This window comes from Myxococcus faecalis (assembly GCF_050039385.1).
Lineage (GTDB): Bacteria > Myxococcota > Myxococcia > Myxococcales > Myxococcaceae > Myxococcus > Myxococcus fulvus.
In genome coordinates this window covers 6,064,863-6,083,350 of sequence record NZ_CP144336.1, presented here as the reverse complement: position 1 = coordinate 6,083,350, position 18,488 = coordinate 6,064,863, and the positions used below count along the sequence as shown (strand labels likewise).

Sequence of the window (18,488 nt, the reverse complement as noted above, 5' to 3'; positions counted from 1 at the left end):
CGCGTCCGGAGCCCGTTTCCGACCACCCGCGAGCGCCACGGCCCGCACGGCCGGCCGCCTGGCGACGGGGCGTTTCGCGCCGGAGGATTCGTCAGGGCACGTCGCCGGACAGGAGCACGCCGACGCGCTGGATGATGAAGGCGGACATCAGCAGCACCACCAGGAAGAGCACCGCGATGGCCACCCCGCGCATCCGCCGCGACAGCAGCGACGCCCCCGCGCCCTCCACCTCCGTGGGCACCACCACCGTGGCGCGGCGGACGATCTCCTCCCGCGCCCGCTGCGCCACCGCGTCGTCCGGCGCCCGCGCCAGCCGCACGCGGTACAGCCGGCCCGCCGTCGCCAGCTCCCCGCGCCCCATGGCCAGGGTCAGCAGCCGGTCATGCGCCTCCCACTGTCCCCACTCCCCCGCCAGCCGGCGCCACTCCTCGCGCAGCGCCTCCGAGGGCTGGTGCTCCGACTCCACGAAGTTGGCGTACACCAACCCGCACTGCGAGCAGGACGTGTCCACCTCGCGCCGCGTCGACACACACTTGGGGCAGTGACCGGGCGGCGGCACGAAGAGCGCTTCGTCGTCCAGCGGCGGCGCCGCGGCCACCGCGCCCCGCACCACCCGCAGGGCCGGAGCACCGGCGCGCGCGGCGGACTCCAACACGGGCTCCTCCGCGGGCCTCGCGCTGGCGAGCGGCTCGCCGCCCACCGACGGCGTCACCGCCAGCGGCTGCGCGGCCCGAGCGCGACTCTCCGCGCCGCACCGCTGACACGACACCACCAGCCCTCCGGACTCCAGCCGGTAGGACTCCAGGGGGATGAGCCGCTCGCACGCCTCGCACTGGAACTTCATGACACCACCTGACGCAGGGGCACGGGCATCGCGCAGCCGATGAGGGCCAGCAGGCACAGCGCGCAGATGAGCTTGCGCGTGGGGCTGAGCGGCTCCTGCGGGTACACGACCTCCGGATGCCCGAAGCCCACCACCTTGCTCGTCACCAGGAGCCACAGCCCCCAGGACGCGGTGACGAAGAGCGTGAGGAACAGCAGCACGGCGGCCATCAGCCGCCCCACCCAGTGCGCGTGGCGCCCCAGCACCGCGAACGCCAGGTGCCCCCCATCCAGCTGCCCCATGGGCATCAGGTTGAGCAACGTGACGAGCAGACCGAACCAGCCCGCGATGACCACCGGATGCACCAGCACGTCCTTCCCCTCCGGCAGGGGGCCCAATGCCAGCCACGTCAGCCCCTGCATCAACAGGCTGTCACCAAACAGGGTCTGCACGCCATGGAAGGCTTGCTCCGGCGCGGGCGGCGCGTGGGTCACCTTCGCCATCACCCAGGTGAACAGCTCCTTGCCGTACACCCACAGCGAGGACTCGCCGGGGAACTGCGAGGCGACCTTCGGCGCGTCCACCACCGCCGAGTGAGACAGCCCCCAGTACAGGATGGGCAGCGCGACGACCAGCCCCGCCAGCGGCCCCGCCGCGCCGATGTCCACCAGCGCGTTGCGGTGGGGGATTCGGTCGCGGATGCGGATGACCGCGCCCAGCGTGCCCACGCCCAACACCGGCAGCGGGATGAAGTACGGCAGCGACGTGTCCACCCGGTGCAGGCGCGCCAGCACGTAGTGACCCATCTCGTGAGAACCGAGAATCGCGAGCAGAGAAAGGCTGAACGACAGCGCGCGCGTGGCGGCCTCGGTGGAGACCTCGTCGGGCGAGTACGGCCGCTGGAAGTGGAAGTAGAGCAGGTAGGACGTGAAGGTCGTCGCCACCGTCAACAGCAGCAGCAAGAGGTGCAGCCAGTACCTGGGCGCGGGACGTGCGACGGGGACGGAGTCCATTCAGGGAGCCTCGGGTTCTGGGCTAGCAAGGCGAGGTGCGCATTACAACGCGGGCGCGCATCCACCATGGCCATACAGTGTGTCCGGACGGACCTTGACATGGGGTCGACATCTGGTACGACCGCGCCCGCTTGAAGGTCACTTTCAAACGGACGTGCGCCCTCGTGGGTGCTCGTCCACCGGACAAGCGACACTCACTAGAGGGGAAAACCATGAAGAAGCTCATCCTGTCGGCCGTTGCCGCGTCCAGCCTCATCGGCTGCACCAGCGTCGAGAGCGCCGTTGTCTCCGGGACCGAAATCGCCGCCAACGGTGAGGCCGTGGCCGTCATCCAGACGAACGCGCTGGGCCTGACCGCCATCTTCCACATCATCGACATCGTCCAGAGCGACCTGGACACCGTCGTCAACAAGCTCCTCATCGCCGAGGCGAAGGCCATGGGCGCCTCCAAGGTCGACCTGAAGTCGGCCAGCACCACGCCCCGCCACGGCATCTACGCCCTGTTCGGCACCATCATCGGCGTGACCTCCTCCACGGCCACCGGCGTGGCGGTGAAGTAGTCAGGCAGCCGGCCCTTCAGGGTTCGGCGACCTCGGGAGGCCCCCTGGCGACAGGCGGGCCTCCTTGCTTTTCAGCCCTCCTCCTGCCCCACTCGCGCCCCATGTCCCCTCGCCTCTTCGTGTGCTGTGTCGTGCTCGTCCTCGCGGGCTGCTCTCGGAAGTCGGACGACGTCGCGGCGCTGGCCTCGCAGGTGAAGACGCGGCTGGTCGAGCGTGACCAGAAGCTGTCCGGCTACGGCATCATCGGGATTGTGAAGGACGAGGGCCAGGACGCGGTGCCCTTCACCTTCGAGCACCGCGCGCCGGACCGCATGCGCGGCACGCTGGGCGAGCCCCCCGCGCGCATCTTCTCGTGGGACGGCACGCACCTGTTCGAGCAGCTCGACGGGGAGAAGCGCTTCACCACGTTCAAGTCGGAGCTGCCTCCGGCGAAGCTCGCGGGCTTCCTCACGCAGACCTTCAGCGCCTTCATCCCCGAGGGCTTCCGCGCGCCGCTGGTGTCGCACGGGGCCACGCTGCGCCGGGTGAAGCACGCGCGCGCCGAGGAGGCCGTGGAGCTCTCGTTGTCGCTCGGCGGCGAGGCCCAGGGAGTGGAGCTGGTGTACGTGCTGCGCTGGCCGCAGCTCGACTTCCTGACCAAGCGCTCGCGCTCGCCGGACGGGACGGAGGCGGAGGTGCGGATGGAGGAGGAGCACTGCGACCCCCAGCTGGGCCTGTGCGTGCCGAAGCGGCTGAGCCGCTGGCTGGGAGGCCGCAAGGTGGGCGCGACGACGCTCATCCAGCTGGAGCTGACGAAGCCGCCGCCCAACGACGCCTTCACCCTCGTGGCGCCCGAGGGCTACGATGTGAAGACGCGGACACTCGTGGAGGCCACGGAGGAGAACCCTCCCTCGGGCGGTTGACCCTCGACAGGTGCGTCCCCACTTTCGCCCGGGAGGCGAGTGATGGTGGAGAACGTCATCTTCGACGTGGATGGAACGCTGGTGGACTCGGTGGACGAGCACGCCGAGGCGTGGCGACGCTCGTTCCTGCATTTCGGACGGGATGTCCCCTTCGCGCACGTGCGCAGCCAGATTGGCAAGGGCGCCGACCAGCTCATCCCCGTGTTCTTCAACGACGAGGAGCTGGAGCGCTTCGGCAAGGAGATCGAGGAGTACCGCTCCAAGCTGTTCCTGGACGAGTTCCTGCCCAAGGTGCGGCCCTTCCCGCGCGTGCGGGAGCTGTTCCAGCGGCTGCGTCAGCAGGGGCGGCGGCTGGCGCTGGCGTCCAGCGCGAAGGACGAGGAGCTCAAGCACTACGTGCGGCTGTGCGGCATCGAGGGCCTGTACGAGGCCAAGGCCAGCAAGGACGAGGTGGACAAGAGCAAGCCCCACCCGGACATCTTCGAGAGCGCGCTGGCGCGGCTGGGCCGCCCGGACGTGAGCACCGCGGTGGTCGTGGGGGACACGCCCTACGACGCGCTCGCCGCCGGCAAGCTGGGCCTGCCCACGGTGGGTGTGCTGGCCGGGGGCTTCCTGGCCGAGGACCTGCGCGCGGCGGGCTGCCGCACGCTGGTGAAGGACGCGGGGGAGCTGCTGCGGCTGGCCGAGGAGTCCTCGGTGGAGTGGCCGTGGAACGGGCCGGGCGCGTCGCCCGCCGCCAAGGATGAAGAGCCGCGCTGAGCGCCGCGTGCGCCGCCGGACTCCGGACGGCGCATCGGGTCCTGCTCGCCCGCTGGCGCGCGTCAGGCACCTCGTCGAGCCTGGCTCGAAACGCATGACAGGCCAGGCGCACCGCCTCACTCGAGATGGAGGCGCCTGACCTGGGGACTGCTACTTGCGCGAGCGCCCGCCGCGCGAGGTCCGCCGGGCGGTGGTGCCGCGACGGCTGGTGGTCTTGCGCGCCGTGCCGCCGCGAGAGCGGCTGCTCGTGGATGAGCGACGGGCCGTGGCGCGCCTGGCGGCCGTGCGGCGCGCGGTGGACTTGCTGCCGGAGCGCGTGGCGCGCGTGGGCTTGCGCGCGGTGGACTTCCGGCTGGACGTGGCGCGCTTGGTGGCCGTGCGGCGGCCTCCCTTGCTTCCGGCCTTGCGCGCGTTGGCGCGGGCCTTGGGACGACGGCGCGCCGCCTTCGCCTTGCTGCCGGAGCCGCCCTTCATGCCGCCACCGGTGAGCTTGTTCACCGTGGCCCAGGCCCGAGCCTCCGCGGTCTTCTCCGAAGTGCCCTTGTCCTCGTAGCCCTTCTCGATGTGCTCGGCCATCCGCTTCTGTTTCGCCGTGTACTTCGCCTTGCTTCCTCGTGCCATGCGTCGCCCTCCGGGCTGTGTGCTCCACCGGCACAGGGCCGGCCTTGCCTGGAAGGTGCGCAGCCACCCATGCACAGGGAAGGGGCGCGGCAACTTCTTCCCACCCAAGGGGTTCGAGCCGTGCGAGGCCGGACACCGCGGCCCCTCACCCGGAGCGCATCCGATGAACCGACGCACCCGCATCCTCGCCGCCACGCTGCGCCTCGCCCTCGCGTGGGGACTGACCGCCTGCGGCCCCGATTCGGACGAAGCCGCCGCGCCCCATGTCCGCGAGGCCGCGTCCTACCTCGCGCTCGCCGAGGAAGAGGGCGGGCTCGGCGAGGACGCGGTGGTGGACGCGGACACGCCACGGCTGGAGGCCATGGTGGAGGAGGAATTGGAGGACGGGCGGACCGAGCCCACGGACACCGGTGACGTGTGCGACTTCGAGGCGCACCGCGCTCGGGTCGTGGCCCGCCATGACGAGAACGCGGATGGTGTGCTGGGACGGCGAGAGCTTCGCGCGCTGCGCGTGGACCAGGGCGAGCGACGCGACAGCCTCGACTCCCGACGGGTGCACGAGGGCCGGCGTGTCCGACCGCAGGCCTTCTGGCGTGTGCGCTGGGTCTTCGACCAGGACGCGGACGGCGCGCTGTCGCCCGAGGAGCGCGCCGCGCTGGGGGATGCCATGGAGGCACGTTGCCAGCGCCTGCGTGCGCAGCGACTGGAGCAGTACGACACGAACGGCGATGGCGTCCTGGATGAGACCGAGCGACGGGTCGTGCGTGAGGCGCGGCGCGCCCGCTGGGAGCTCCTGCGACGGGAGCGGCTCGAGACGTACGATGTGAATCGCGATGGTGTGCTCGATGCATCGGAGCGCGCGACGCTGCGCAAGGCGCGCGTGGAGGCGGCCTGGAAGCGGCGCGCGGAGGTGCTCACCACGTACGACACCGACGCGGACGGCGTGCTGAGCACCGCGGAGGCATTACCGCTGAGAGAAGCCCTTCAGCAGCGCATCACCGAAGGCCACGACGCGGAGCGCTGAGCCGCTGCGTCCGCGCGCCACCGAACCGGCACGAAGCTGCGGGGCCCACCCGCTGCGGCGAACAGGGTCGCTCGAACGCCTCCACCGACACGAAGCCGCTGCGTCCATCCGCTGCGGCCGCCAGGCCCGTGGTGCCCCACCGACACGAAGCCGCTGCGTCCATCCGCTGCGGCCGCCAGGCCCGTGGTGCCCCACCGATACGAAGCCGCTGCGTCCACCCGAGGCTCCGCCCTACGGGAGATCCCCAGGAGCCCGGCCCCACGCATGGAGCCATGACGTCCTCCGTCGTGTCGGGCGGGCTCGCAGGCCCACACCGAGCCCTTCACCCTCCGGATGGAGGGCCTGGCCCCAGGAGGAGGCTCCCGGCCCCGCGCTCGCCGCGAGCCTCGTCCTCCGGGGCCCGCTGGCCTCGCGGACGGGGCGTGCACATCTTGCCGACCACGCGACAAGGAGAAGGTCCCTGGAACCCGCGCTCATCGAGCCTCCCCGCCGGCTGCCTCTCGACGAGGGCCCCGCGGCTTTGGTCGTGAACACGCAGTCCCGCTCGGGCCGGGAAGCCTATGCGCTCGCCAGGAGCGCCCTCGCCTCCCGGGGTGTCGTGCTGGCGGAGAGCCATGCGTTGTCCAGAAGCGGACGACTGCGCCGCGTGCTGGAACAGCTGCTCGAGCGGGGCACGCGCCGCATCCTCGTCGGAGGTGGAGACGGGACGCTGAGCGGCGCTGTGGGCCACCTGCTGGGTCGCGACGTGACGCTCGGCGTGCTGCCGCTGGGCACGGGCAACGACTTCGCGCGCTCGCTGGGAATCCCCGCCGACGTGGAGGCCGCGTGCGACGTCATCGCCCGGGGCTACGCGGCGCGCGTGGACGTGGGCCTCGCCAATGGTCGCCCCTTCCTCAACGCGGCGAGCCTGGGCCTGGCCACCGCCATCGCCAAGCGCCTGACGAAGCGACTCAAGCAGCGCGCCGGCGTGCTCGCCTATCCCGTGGCCGCCGCCGCCGAGGTGATGGACCTCAAGCCCTTCCGCATCCGGCTCAAGGCGGACGAACAGGAGGTGGAGATGGACGTGCTCCAGCTCGTGGTGGGCAATGGCCGCTACCACGGCGCGGGCATCATGGTGGCGCCGGACGCGCGACTGGACGACCGACGGCTGCACGTCTACGCCATCGAGGCCCCGTCGGCGAGCTCGGGCCGCGACGGCACGGGCCTGGGCCAGCTCCAGGACCTGGCCACCCTGGCGCGCGTGGCCCTGTCGCTCCGCAGCGGAGAGCATGTGGACCACCCCGCCGTCACCTCGCTGCGCGCAGCGCGCCTCTACGTCGAGGCCACGCCCGCCCAGGAGATCAACGCGGACGGGGAGCTCATCGGGATGACGCCCATGCGCTTCGAGGTGGCCCCCGCGGCGCTGCGCGTCTACGCCCCCGCGCCCTCCTGAATTCCGAATTGTTTCAGGGTGGCTTACGCTGGCCTTTCCGCGAGGACGAGCCATGCGACAGCGTTTCCACCGTCCCTTCATCATCGCCGCCTTCCTGGCCCTCTGCGCCGTGCTCCTGCTCTGGCTCCGAGTCCCGCATCAGGGCGAGGCGGCCCCCGCGAAGGAGCCCACCCCGCCTCGCCCCCTCAACGGCGAGACGACGCGGCCCGCCCCTGGAAGCTCCGCGCCCGCCACGCCGCGTGACACGCCGGTGACGCCCGACGAGGGCGCCTTCCTCGTGCGCGTCACCGGGCCCCAGGGGCCCCTGGCGGGCGCGAAGGTGCGCGCCTTCCGCCGGCCTCCCGATGAACGCCGCGAGCCCACGTGGCGACTCACCAGCGAGGGGACCACGGGCCCGGACGGCACCGTCCAGCTCCCCGCGCGCCCCGGTGACTATCTCGTCACGGCGCAAGCCCCGGGCCACGCCCCCGCGCGCCGCGAGGCCACCCGCCCGGAGGACCTGCCCCAGACGGTGGTCGAGCTGACGCTGACCGAGGGCGTGACGTTGCGAGGCCGCACGGTGGAGGAGGGCGGCGGTGAGCCGGTGCCCCTGGCCGAGGTGACGCTCCATCCCTACCCGGGCACGGCCTTCTCCTGGGCCCAGCCCGTGGAGCTCGCGGAGGAGGCGGCCACGGCGACGAGCGACGGCCGTGGCCAGTTCGAGCTGTCCGGCCTCGCGCCCGGCCGCTACCGGCTCACCGCGCAGGCGCCCGGCTTCAGCCGCCGCGAGCTGCTCTTCCTCCACGTCCCGCAGCAGGGGGAGCTGGTGGTGGGGCTGTGGGGCGCGGGCACGCTGGAGGGCTATGTCGTGGACGCGAAGGGGCAGCCCGCCCCTGGCGCGCGGGTGCGGGCCACGGGAGGCCTGACGCCCCTGGAGACGATTTCGAGCGAGGGCGGCGGGTTCGCGTTGGAAGTGGGCATGGGCAACTGGGTGCTGACCGCGCAGCGTGGCGACGCGGTCGGTCGCGCGCCCGGGACGTTGTTCGTGGGCCCCGGCCAGACGCTGCGCGGCCTCACCCTCACGCTGGGCGCCGAGGGTGGCCTGACGGGCGAGGTGCGCTCCACCGACGTCGCCTTCCCGGTGCGCTCCGCGGAGCTGGTGGTGCACCCCGCGGACAGCCAGGGGGAGCTCGCGCGCACGACGCTCGGCGGTGGCGGCATCTACCGGCTGGGCCTGCCTCCCGGCAGCTACGACGTGGTGGTCCAGTCGCCGGGCTTCTCGCGAGGCATGAAGGCGAACGTGGAGGTCGGCACCGGCGTCTTCACGCAGCTGGACTTCGAGCTGGAGCCCGCGAGCGCCAGCCTGCAGGGCATCGTCCAGGACGCGCGCGGCACGCCCGTGGAGGGCGCGGAGGTGCGCCTGGACGCGGGCCGCCGCTCGGGTGTGGCGGCGCGCACCACGCACACCGACGCGAGGGGCGCGTTCGCGTTCCGGGAGCTGGTCCCCGGACAGGTGCACGTGCGCGCGCGGCGCGAGGGCGTCCAGGGATGGACGGAGAAGGTGGAGACGCTGCTGCCGAAGCGGTCTGTCTGGACGACGCTGGTGCTGGCGGACACCGGCATGGTGCAGGGCCGCGTGACGCAGGCGTCCGGCAAGCCTCCGTCCGAGCCCGCGCTGGTGCGCGCCGTGGCCCGCACGTCGACGGGCGGCGGCGCGGCGAACATCAGCTACGCGGAGACGGACGCGCAGGGCGTGTACTCGATGGAGCTGCCCGCGGGCGTGTACCAGCTCACCGCGGTGCTGCCGCGCGCGCGCTTCATCTACTTCCAGGACGATGACCCCAGCGTCACGGTCCATGCGGGGAGCGCGGTGCAGCAGGACCTGGTGCTGCTCGAGGAGCGCGGCATCTCCGGCACGGTGCGCGAGCCCTCCGGCGCCCCCAGTCCCTTCGCCATCGTCGCGGCGGTGCAGGGCGGTGACATGCCCTTCATCCTGCGCGTGCAGGCAAACGAGGAGGGCACGTTCGAGGTCCCCACGCGTCCCCAGGGCGCGCCGCCGCTCGCGGAGCTGGCGGCGTACAACGCGGGACGCACGGTGAGGGTGCCCTCGGTGAGCGAGGGTCAGGGTCTGGTGGAGCTGCGGCTGAAGCCGGCGGCGCGCCTGCGCGGGAAACTGGTCGCGAAAGGGGGTACCCCCCCGGATGGCTTCACGTTGACGCTGACGGAGGCGAGCGGCGAGGAGCTGCCCTGGGAGGCGGAGGCGCCGTCGACGCGGCACTTCACGGGTGACACGTTCGAGCTGCTCGACGCGCCGGGACAGGCGCTGAAGGTGCACGTGCGCGCGAGAGACGGGCGCACGGGCTCCGCGCAGGTGGCGCTGACGCCGGGCGGCGCGAGCGAGGTGGAGGTGGAGCTCGAGGGGACGGGCGCCGCGGGAATCGCGGGGCGCGCGGTGTGGGCGCGCAATGGGGGACCGGCCGCGGGCGTGGCGGTGTTCCTGGACCAGCCCGTGTCCGCGAAGCCCGACACGCACACCGGCCCGGACGGACGCTTCCAGCTCCCGGACGTGCGCCCCGGGCCGCACACGGTGCGCCTGATGCCGTTCGAGGGCCGCGTGGAGACGCGCGCGGTGAAGGTGAAGCCGGGCGAGACGACGGACGTGGGCGACGTGACGGTGTCTCCGCGCCGCGCGCAGCCGGGCACGGTGGGGGCGGGCTTCAGCGAGGCGCGCGGCTCGGTGGAGGTCGCGTGGCTGACGCCGGACGGGCCCGCCGCGCGCGCGGGCGTGGTGGTGGGAGACCGGCTGGTCTCCGTGGATGGCCTCGTGGTGAGGGACCGCGCGGAGGCGGAGGCCAGGACACGGGGCACGCCGGGCTCACCCGTGCGGCTCCAGGTGCGACGCGAAGGTCAGGAGCGCGAGCTGTTCGCCACCCGCGCGGAGTAGGCCGCGCGGCACGCGCCCGTCCCTGCGTCGGGCTACACCTTCTCCAGCACGCGCGAGAGTACCTGCGCGGTGAAGTTCACCAGCGGAATCACGCGCCGGTAGTCCATGCGCGTCGGGCCGATGACGCCCACCGTGCCCAGCACCTGCTCCTGGTTCCCGTAGGGGCTGGCGATGACCGTCACGTCACCCGCGGCCGAGAAGTCGCTCTCCGCGCCGATGAAGATCTGCATCTCGTTCGCGCGCTGCACCCGGTCCAGCAGCGACAGCAACCGGTGCTTCTCATCGAGCGCCTTGAACAGCGCTCGCATCCGCTCCACGTCCGCGAACTCCGGCTGCTCCAGGAAGGAGCCGGTGCCCTGGATGAGCACGCGCTCCGTCGTCGGCAGGTCCGTGGCGGCCGCGCCCAGCTTGAGCGCCTTCGCCGTCAGCGCGTTGTAGAGCGCCTGCTCCTGGTCCATCTCCGCGCGGATGCGCTCGCGCGCCTCCTCGAGCGGCACCTCGTGCAGCAGCTCCGACAGGAAGTTGCTCGCCCGCATCAGCTCGTCCGAGGTGATGGGGAAGTCCACCGTGATGGCCTTGTTGACCACCTGCCCGCTCTGCCCGACGAGGATGGCCAGCACCCGGTCCTCGCGCAGCCGGACGAACTCGATGCGCCGGAACACCGCCGAGTCGGGCCGAGGCGTCACCACCACGCCCGCATGCCGCGTCAGCGAGTGGAGGATGCGGCTCGCCTCGCCCAGCATCTCCTCCAGGTTCGCCTCATGGAACAGGCCCGCGTGGATGAGCTCCCGGTCCCTGGGCGTCGGGTCCTTCAGCTTGACGAGCGTGTCCACGTAGAAGCGGTAGCCCGCATCCGTGGGGACCCGGCCGGCCGACGTGTGCGGCTTCTCCAGGAAACCCAGCTCCTCCAGGTCGGCCAGCACGTTGCGCATGGTCGCCGAGGAGACCTCGAACCCAGGGCGCCGGGTGAGCTGCTGGCTGCCCACCGGCCCGCCCGTGGAGATGTACTCCTGCACCACGGCTCGGAGGACTTCCTTCTCGCGTTCACCCAGCTCTTCGGACATCCAGGCGCTCTCACTTGGGAGCCCGTGGCCCACCACCTCGCGGCCACCGCTCCAACACCCAAGTGTAAGAAAGCGCGTCCGCGGGTTCAATCCACGCCCCATCCGCCGAGCGGCCGACAGCGGGCCCCCACCGCGCCCCGTCCGCCAGCGTCCGAGCGGGCGGGCACTCGCACTGTATCGCCCGGGAGAACGACCGACTGTGGGGTATGGCAATGCTCACATGGCCGACGGGGTGTGCCGACGCTACAAGCCGCGCCACCGTGACCGCCTCATCCGCCGCGTCATCCCTGTCCGCGCCTCCCGCCCCCACCCTCACCTCCGTCTCCCTCGCGGACACGCCCACCCCGAGCGCCCCGCGCGGCCGCCTCCTCTTGTGCCTGGTGACGCTGTACCTCGTTTGGGGGTCCACCTATCTGGCCATCCGCTGGGTGCTCCAGGGAGGCATGCCGCCGTTCCTCGCGTCGGGGACGCGGTTCCTGCTGGCGGGGACGCTGATGTTCGCGGCGCTGTGGCTCAAGGGCACACCCGTGCCCACCGGGCGACAGTGGGGCGCGAGCGCGGTGGTGGGCACGCTGCTTCTGGGCGTGGGCAACGGCGGGCTCGTCTTCGCGCAGCAGTGGGTGCCCTCGGGCGTGGCGGCGCTGGTGGTGGGCAGCCTGCCCATGTGGTCGGCGCTGTTCGGTGGGCTCTTCGGACAGTGGCCCGGGAAGCTGGAGCGCTGGGGGCTGGCGGTGGGCTTCGGCGGCATCGTGCTGCTCAACCTGGGAGGTGAGCTGGGCGGAAGCCTGCTGCCCACGCTGGTGCTGCTGGTGTCGCCGGCGAGCTGGGCGCTGGGCTCGGTGCTGGGCCGGCGCATGCCCATGCCCACGGGCATGATGGCGCCCGCGGCGCAGATGCTGTGCGGCGGCGCGCTGATGCTGCTCTTCGGGCTGTTGCGCGGCGAATCGTTCGACGTGATGCCGGAGCCGCGCGCGTGGGCGGCCTTCGCGTACCTGGTGACGTTCGGCTCGCTGGTGGGCTACAGCGCGTATGCGTACATGATGCGGCACGCGAGCCCCTCGCTCGCCACCAGCTACGCGTACGTCAACCCGGTGGTGGCGGTGCTGCTGGGCGCGGTGTTCGCCGGCGAATCCCTGAGTCCCCTGGCGTGGGTGGCCATGGCCGCGATTCTTGGCGCCGTGGTGCTGCTGACACGCAGGCGCTGAGGGACGACGTTCGCGGACCCGCCGTGCCCGGGGGGACACACGTCCGGTGTCAACCCGGGGCGGCGAGGGCAGACGGCGCTTGACGCTGGTGGCGTCTCGGGCTGTTTAACGGAGGGATGGAATCCCTTCGCGCGCTCTGCCTCGCCTGCCTGCTCGTGACGGGCGTGTCCACCGCCGCTCCCGTCATCCAGGTCCCCGAGGGAGGCCCGAGCGTCCCCGTCACCGCCAAGGGCACGCTGTGTGGCCCCGTGAGGGCCGGCTGGACGCTGTCGCCGGACGGACGCTCGCTCAAGCCTCCCGCGCGCGTGGAGCAGGATGACGCGCGCATCCTCGAGCTGAAGGTCGCGCCCACGGGTGGCCAGTGCGAGACGACGGAGGAGCGCGTCACCGTCATCGCCACCGGCCCCTTCCCGCGCGTGGACGCGGCGGGCACCAACTTCTTCCCCGACGAGGGCCGGGTGGAGCTGCGCGGCACGGGGCTGTCGCACGTGGGCGTCGCCTGGAGCGGCACGCCGCGCACGGTGGCCGAGCCGACGTTGATGGAGGGTCAGGACGTGTGCCTGACGCCCTCCGTGGAGCGAGGCCCGGGCAACTGCACGGTGCCGGTGGCGCGCGGGCTGCCCACGGACGCGGCGCTGTACTGGACGCCGCCGCATGGGCGCTGGGGCAAGGACGTCACCACGTTCGATGCGTCCGGCAACGTGGTGGACCCGGAGACCTTCCGCCTGCGTCCCGGGCGCGTGGTGCTCACCCAGCCGCTCATCCAGTCGGCGGGCGTGGACGTGTCGCGCGGGCCGGGCTTCGTGGCGCTGAGCCACTCGGAGGCGCTGGCGTCGGTGGACTGCGGTCCGGTGCGCTGCGAGGTGAACGAGGGCTCGGTGTCGTTGCGCAACGTGCCGGGCGTGGACGTCAGCGTGACGCTGCGGCTGAGGCTCGCGCCGCGCATCTACTTCGCGCGCGGCGAGGCGCTGGACCAGGTGCTGGTGGAGACGCTGCCGGTGCTCGCGTGTCCGCTGACGGCGGTGGACGGCACGGTGCTGCGCGACGCGGAGAACTCCGCGATGGTGGTCCGCCTGGACGTGTCCTGTCAGCACGACCCGCGCAAGCTGCTCTGGGCCATGAACGACCAGCGCGCCCGCGTGGAGCGCGTGGTGAAGGCCTCCGACGGCACCTACGTGCTCCTGCGCACCGGCGGCACGTCCGAGCAGCAAGTGACAGTGAGCGCGCAGACGTCGCGGGTGGAGGGCTCGGTGGTGGCGTCGGACACGACGAGGACGCAGCCGTTGCCGGTGCCCAGGGCGTCGCTGGAGCTGGGCGACCAGGGCACCATCGACTTCATCCCCATCAACCGGCCCGCGGAGCTGCACGTGGCGGCCAGCGGCGAGCAGGGGCGCTTCGTGCCGCGCCCCGTGGCGGGCGCGTACACCGTCACGACGCGCGACGGGACGACGTACGTGCAGGGCGAGCCCACCGCGGGCGGCTTCGTGTCGCTGCGCTTCGGCTATCAGCTCTCCACGCTGCCGGGGGAGCTGGCCACCACGGACCTGGTGGTCGTCACGGAGCGGGTGCAGCGCTCGGTGCGCGAGGCGAGCGTGCCCATCCGGGTGGAGAGCGTGGTGGAGCTGGTGTGCGCGGACAAGGACGGCAAGGACCGGGTGCTGGAGCCCAGCCGTCCGCACCGCATCGACTACGCCATGCGCAACTCCTGTCGGGTGGTCATCCACCGCGAGCGGCTCAAGCCCGAGCAGGGCGCGCAGGAGGTGGTGCTGCGCATCGGCGTCACCAAGCCGGATGGTTCGGCGCGCGGGGAGAGCCAGGTGGAGCAGCGCATGTTGCTGCGGCCGCAGGGGGAGACGCGCACGATTCCGGTGCCGGGGCAGCTGGGCCAGTTCGACCGGATTCTCGTGCAGGTGTCGCTGGTGGCGGACGAGTCGCGCTATGCGCTGAGCACGGCGGACCGCTCGGGGCTGCCGTCGGCGCAGTGGACGGCCATCGTCAGCGGCGGGCGGCTGCGGCTGTACACGACGGCGACGATTCCGGCGGGTCTCTACCGGGCCACGGAGCCCAGCGGTCAGCTCATCCTCAACTTCGGCGTGGTGTCGCGCCTGGCGCTCTTGAATGACGAAGGCCAGGAGCGGCTGCTCGGCTTCGAGATGGGGCTGATGGGCATGGGATTGATTCCCCAGTCCGGCGACATCGAGTTCCCGCCGACGTTGGCGGTGGTGATGGGGCTGAGCTTGCGGGTGCCCATCGGTCCGGGCGCCGCGGTGGGCGCGCAGGCGTGGGTGGCGCGGGAGTTCCGCGACGACATCACCCGCCGCTCGGACGGCTCCGTCGTCGACTCGAGCCGCTGGTCCTTCATCTTCGGACCCAGCATCTCCGTGGGCAACGTGGGCTTCAACCTGTGACGCGAGGGGGCGCCCTCGCGCCCCTCGTCAGCAGGCTACTGCTCGGTATCGACCGGCAAGCCGACCTCTTCCGCGACGGGCGTCCAGATATCGGCTTCGACGCCGGGCGTCTCAATCGACACGATGAGCGCGTACCGCGCGCCCTGCTCACTCCGGTCCCGCCTGGGCTGGTCTTTCCACCATCCGCTGACCGGGTAGACGGCGATGACGCCTCGCTCGGCGAGGTCCGCTGCGGAGCAGCCCTCCAGGATGTCGGAGTGGAGGGATCCTCGATTCCGAGACTGTTCACCGAGGTACCATTTGTCGGAATCCCCACCGTACGACGGTCGCCTCTCGCCATCTTCGAGCGCCTTCTGGTTGAGCCGCTTTCGGAACTCCTCCATCGACTCGGTGCGTCCCTTCAGATCGAAGCGCAGCCCGTGCGAGGCATAGCGGTGACGGTGCTTCCATCCTCGACGCCCAGGATTTGGCTCGATGAAGTAGGAGAGCGTCACGCGCAGACGAACCCGTGCACCTCCGAGCCCCTGTAGCACCGCGCGCGGCCACGGCAGCTCGAAGAACTGAATCTCGCGCATCTTCCCCTCTTCGAAGGGGCGGATGCTCGCCTGGGCAATCAACGTGAGCGCGTCATTCGCGCTACGCAGGGCACGGTCGCTGTTCGGCACTCCAAACCCGTATCGACGGACAAGGCGAGCACGCGCTCGTTTTCCGCTGGCACCTTGGAGACTCGCGCGCATTTGCGAAGTCCACTCCGCGGAATGCACCAGCAGTGCCCGCACGGACTCAGGCCACAGCGTTGGGTATTCAGCGGCGATGAACGAGGACAAGCGCGCCGCCTGTGCTGTCGCCGCACTGGTCGCCCAGCTCAACACGAAGGACTGCTCCGCCGGACGGAAGTAGGTGGAAAGCAGACTCAGGTCGGGACATGGAAAATCAACCTCCCCTTTCGCGCTCTTCATGACGTTGCCAGCCTCGAAGACCACGTCGGGTTTGATGGGCCAGGCCTCCGCGAAGAGCAGGCTCGTCGTACTCCAAGGCGACAATTCTCCGGGTCTCGCTACGGGCGACATATGCGACCACGTCGGGTCGTTGATGACCGCCTTCTCGGTGAATCCGCCCACGGTGAGCGCGTTCCACGCTTGCCCTGGGTCGTGTATCGAGTCGGTGTCACTGTTCTCGATGTGATTCACATGCAACTCGCCTACGTTGCCAGCACAGAGGACGAAAAGACGCCTCGCAGCGTCGACGCCATCATCGAGGTACTCGAGCCCTTGCGTGCTCGGGTCGAACATACGACCGGCGGCAAGCGCATCGACTGCTGCGGACCACGACGTCGGCTGCCCTCGGTCGCGCCCATCCGTCGTGGAGATCGCCATCGAAAAGCAGCGCCTGCGCTCGGGTGCCTGGATTTCGACACGGTTCACGGCATCCGCGGTGATAGCCCCATAAAGGTCCGGAGGGTTCTTCCCTTCGGGCGGCAGAATCTTCACGGACTCGAGGTGATGACGGAGCGGGACGGGCTGACGGCTCGCGAGGTGCGGTGTGAGGTCACCGAAGAGCGCGAGACCTGCCATCTCGGTGCCATGCCCGTGGTGGTCATGTGTCCCCCACTCAGTATCGAAAGCATGGCAATCAGCGGCCTGCAGGGAGGCCGAGAGGAGCGGGTGCCCTCGGTTCACTCCCGTATCGAGGATACAGACTGCGGGCGCGCGCGCGGATGCAGGTGTGGTGCGTCCAAGCAGGTCCCTCCCCCAATCCGCTTGCTCGACCGGCGAAGAGTCGACGATGCCCGTCGCCACCTCCTTCGCCTTCCGGACCTCGGCCACATCGTTGAGGACATCGATGGACGCCGAAAGCCGTGCCGGTGACGCCCGCACGAGCGTGACGATGCGGTCCTCGAACTGGAGTCGCCTGGACGCAACGGCGAGCGACTGGTGCACCGCGAACTCCATGAGGCGCGCAAGCTCACTCCCATCCTGACGGCGCAGCCACACCTCCCACCAGATGACTTCGTTATCTTGAGGGTAGACCTCGGTCGCATCAGTCCATAATCCCCGCAAGGTGGCGAGACGGAGAGTCGCCACGGGGTCGAGCATGTCCTCGTGACGCCGCTCTTTCTTCGCCTTCGGAGCGCTCTTCGCGTAATCCTCGAACCGCTTGAGGAAGTGCGTCACCTTGCCGTCAGGAACAAAGACCGTCGCACGCTCAATGCGTCGAGGCTCAGGCTCCTCCGTCTGCGCGTGAGTGACGGCGACAAGCTCGATACCCTGGCGAATATCTTCGAGCGAGCTGAGCTGGAGAGGTACCCCGGGCTGACTCTCGAACTGCACATAGAGTCCAGGCTCGGCGCCATGCACGTCGAAGTCGACTTCGGCGCGACGCTGAGTCGCTTCGACAACGGCAACATTGAGCGCATGCGTGAGTGCCTCGCCGTGCCGGGTACGACCCTCGGGTGGAGGCACCTTCTTCTCGGGAATGTCCTTCCCGTAAGGTTTGTACGGAGCCGCTTTAGGCCGCCCAGGAACGAGGATGTGCTTACGGTTTCGAGGAGCCGGCACGCGTCAGTTCTCCTGACTCGCTAGGCATGCGTGTCACGACGCTCACGCAGAGCAGCCCTGAGCTCCGCGTCACTCACTGCGGTGCGGTGGTCGAGGATTGCGTTCTTGGCGGCCTGCTCGCAGGCCATCGCAATCTCCCCATGGCTCAATCCCTCAGCCGACTTCTCTACTGCATCCCAGTCGACCCCACCGGTATCCAGCATGGCCAACCGGTTCCGCATCACCCGCGTCGCAATCTCCGCCGTGGGCAACGCATATTCGAGCACAGCGTCGAAGCGACGGAAAAGAGCACGGTCAAGCAGTCCAACGTGGTTGGTCGCGCCCAACACGAGGCTGTCGGACTCATCTTGCTCCAGAAACTGGAGGAACGAGTTGAGCACGCGGCGAATCTCGCCGACATCATTCCTACCGCCGCGCTCGCTACCCAGTGCATCGAACTCGTCGAAGAAGTACACGCCCCGGGTCGACAGAATCGCGTCGAAGACGAGCCGGAGCTTCGCCGCGGTCTCACCCATGAACTTCGTGATGAGCCCGTCGAGCTGGATGCTGAAGAGCGGCAGCCCCAGCTCCCCAGCGAGCGCGGCCGCGCTCATCGTCTTACCCGTCCCCGGCGGTCCCACCAGCAGCAGCTTCCGCATCGGCGAGAAACCATGCTCGCGCAAGCGGTCACGCTCACGCTGCTCGGTCAGCACTCGCTCGAGCCGACCCTCCAACGAAGCAGAGAGCGCCATCGTGCTCAGGCGCGTCTTCGGATAGCCGACTGTCAGCAGTCCCGCGAGCTCGCCACGAGGTTGGGCCAGGGGAACAGCTTTCGCACCCCGAGAAGGAACCGTCGGCGCGCGTGCCTTGACCTGGTCGACGAGGTCACGCAGTTCCTGGGCGAACTTGCCATGCCCGCTGCGCGCGGCCTGAGCCGCGACCTGGATTGCAATCGCGTAGAACCGGGCATCATCGCCATCGGCATGACTTCGGATGAGTGCCTTGACTTGCTCTGCGCTGGCCATGACGGCTTCGTTGTACCCTGAACAGTCAGACAGGGACCATTCGGTTCCCATGATACCACCCGTGAATTCTGAACCCGAAGCCGAGGAACTGCACATTCTCGGCCAGGGGCCAGGGCGACATCGGGACAGCCAAGGCTCGCGCCACTCCGGTGGAAACCCAGCGTGACAGGGGCGTCCTGAGCGCCGAGCAGA

The 18,488-nt window shown here is 70.5% G+C and carries 14 protein-coding genes; 8 read left to right on the top strand and 6 right to left on the bottom strand.

Going from position 1 to position 18,488, the window contains the following annotated elements; genetic code table 11:
• Positions 1–91: 91 nt before the first annotated feature.
• Together VZQ01_RS24410 and VZQ01_RS24405 are read right to left on the bottom strand one after the other, a co-directional pair.
• Complete coding sequence (locus tag VZQ01_RS24410) at positions 92–844, bottom strand: hypothetical protein (protein ID WP_223750668.1); 753 nt, start codon at positions 842–844, stop codon at positions 92–94.
• On the bottom strand, positions 841–1,836 hold the full coding sequence (locus VZQ01_RS24405) for a site-2 protease family protein (RefSeq protein ID WP_267699220.1): 996 nt from the start codon (positions 1,834–1,836) through the stop codon (positions 841–843). The genes VZQ01_RS24410 and VZQ01_RS24405 overlap by 4 nt, the downstream gene beginning before the upstream one ends.
• Positions 1,837–2,048: 212 nt before the next feature.
• Here VZQ01_RS24405 and VZQ01_RS24400 point away from each other — a divergent pair, with 212 nt between their 5' ends.
• The 3 genes from VZQ01_RS24400 to VZQ01_RS24390 all read left to right on the top strand — a co-directional run bounded on the left by VZQ01_RS24400 (position 2,049) and on the right by VZQ01_RS24390 (position 4,057).
• The gene (locus VZQ01_RS24400; protein WP_223750666.1) at positions 2,049–2,396 is read left to right on the top strand and encodes a hypothetical protein; all 348 of its coding nucleotides are present in this window, start codon (positions 2,049–2,051) and stop codon (positions 2,394–2,396) included.
• 101 nt (positions 2,397–2,497) lie between these two features.
• Positions 2,498–3,298: a hypothetical protein gene (locus tag VZQ01_RS24395; RefSeq protein WP_223750665.1), complete on the top strand. Its 801-nt coding sequence runs from the start codon at positions 2,498–2,500 to the stop codon at positions 3,296–3,298.
• A gap of 42 nt (positions 3,299–3,340) precedes the next feature.
• The gene (locus VZQ01_RS24390; protein ID WP_141326661.1) at positions 3,341–4,057 is read left to right on the top strand and encodes an HAD family hydrolase; all 717 of its coding nucleotides are present in this window, start codon (positions 3,341–3,343) and stop codon (positions 4,055–4,057) included.
• Between the two features lie 150 nt (positions 4,058–4,207).
• On the opposite strand, the gene VZQ01_RS24385 is transcribed toward VZQ01_RS24390, so the two are convergent.
• Positions 4,208–4,678, bottom strand: a complete 471-nt coding sequence (locus VZQ01_RS24385; RefSeq protein WP_267699218.1) for a transcriptional regulator — start codon at positions 4,676–4,678, stop codon at positions 4,208–4,210.
• A gap of 163 nt (positions 4,679–4,841) precedes the next feature.
• Here VZQ01_RS24385 and VZQ01_RS24380 point away from each other — a divergent pair, with 163 nt between their 5' ends.
• From VZQ01_RS24380 to VZQ01_RS24370, 3 genes are all read left to right on the top strand, one after another.
• Positions 4,842–5,702, top strand: coding sequence for an EF-hand domain-containing protein (locus tag VZQ01_RS24380; protein ID WP_426744783.1), 861 nt, complete (start codon positions 4,842–4,844; stop codon positions 5,700–5,702).
• A 526-nt stretch (positions 5,703–6,228) separates the two neighbouring features.
• Positions 6,229–7,134: a lipid kinase gene (locus VZQ01_RS24375; protein WP_324289149.1), complete on the top strand. Its 906-nt coding sequence runs from the start codon at positions 6,229–6,231 to the stop codon at positions 7,132–7,134.
• 52 nt (positions 7,135–7,186) lie between these two features.
• Complete coding sequence (locus VZQ01_RS24370; RefSeq protein ID WP_426744781.1) at positions 7,187–10,057, top strand: carboxypeptidase regulatory-like domain-containing protein; 2,871 nt, start codon at positions 7,187–7,189, stop codon at positions 10,055–10,057.
• 32 nt (positions 10,058–10,089) lie between these two features.
• Here VZQ01_RS24370 and hrcA read toward each other — a convergent pair whose 3' ends face one another.
• Positions 10,090–11,121, bottom strand: coding sequence for a heat-inducible transcriptional repressor HrcA (hrcA, locus tag VZQ01_RS24365; RefSeq protein ID WP_046716540.1), 1,032 nt, complete (start codon positions 11,119–11,121; stop codon positions 10,090–10,092).
• A 260-nt stretch (positions 11,122–11,381) separates the two neighbouring features.
• Here hrcA and yedA point away from each other — a divergent pair, with 260 nt between their 5' ends.
• Together yedA and VZQ01_RS24355 are read left to right on the top strand one after the other, a co-directional pair.
• Positions 11,382–12,326 carry a drug/metabolite exporter YedA gene (gene yedA, locus VZQ01_RS24360; RefSeq protein ID WP_426744778.1) on the top strand — a complete coding sequence of 315 codons (945 nt, stop codon included), beginning with the start codon at positions 11,382–11,384 and terminating at the stop codon, positions 12,324–12,326.
• Between the two features lie 116 nt (positions 12,327–12,442).
• The gene (locus VZQ01_RS24355; protein ID WP_223750660.1) at positions 12,443–14,734 is read left to right on the top strand and encodes a hypothetical protein; all 2,292 of its coding nucleotides are present in this window, start codon (positions 12,443–12,445) and stop codon (positions 14,732–14,734) included.
• 35 nt (positions 14,735–14,769) lie between these two features.
• Here VZQ01_RS24355 and VZQ01_RS24350 read toward each other — a convergent pair whose 3' ends face one another.
• Both VZQ01_RS24350 and VZQ01_RS24345 read right to left on the bottom strand, forming a co-directional pair.
• Positions 14,770–17,292 (bottom strand): S8 family peptidase, encoded by a 2,523-nt coding sequence (locus tag VZQ01_RS24350; protein WP_426744776.1) that lies wholly within the window; start codon positions 17,290–17,292, stop codon positions 14,770–14,772.
• Positions 17,293–17,312: 20 nt separating this feature from the next.
• On the bottom strand, positions 17,313–18,296 hold the full coding sequence (locus tag VZQ01_RS24345; protein ID WP_223750658.1) for an AAA family ATPase: 984 nt from the start codon (positions 18,294–18,296) through the stop codon (positions 17,313–17,315).
• Between the last annotated feature and the right edge of the window lie 192 nt (positions 18,297–18,488).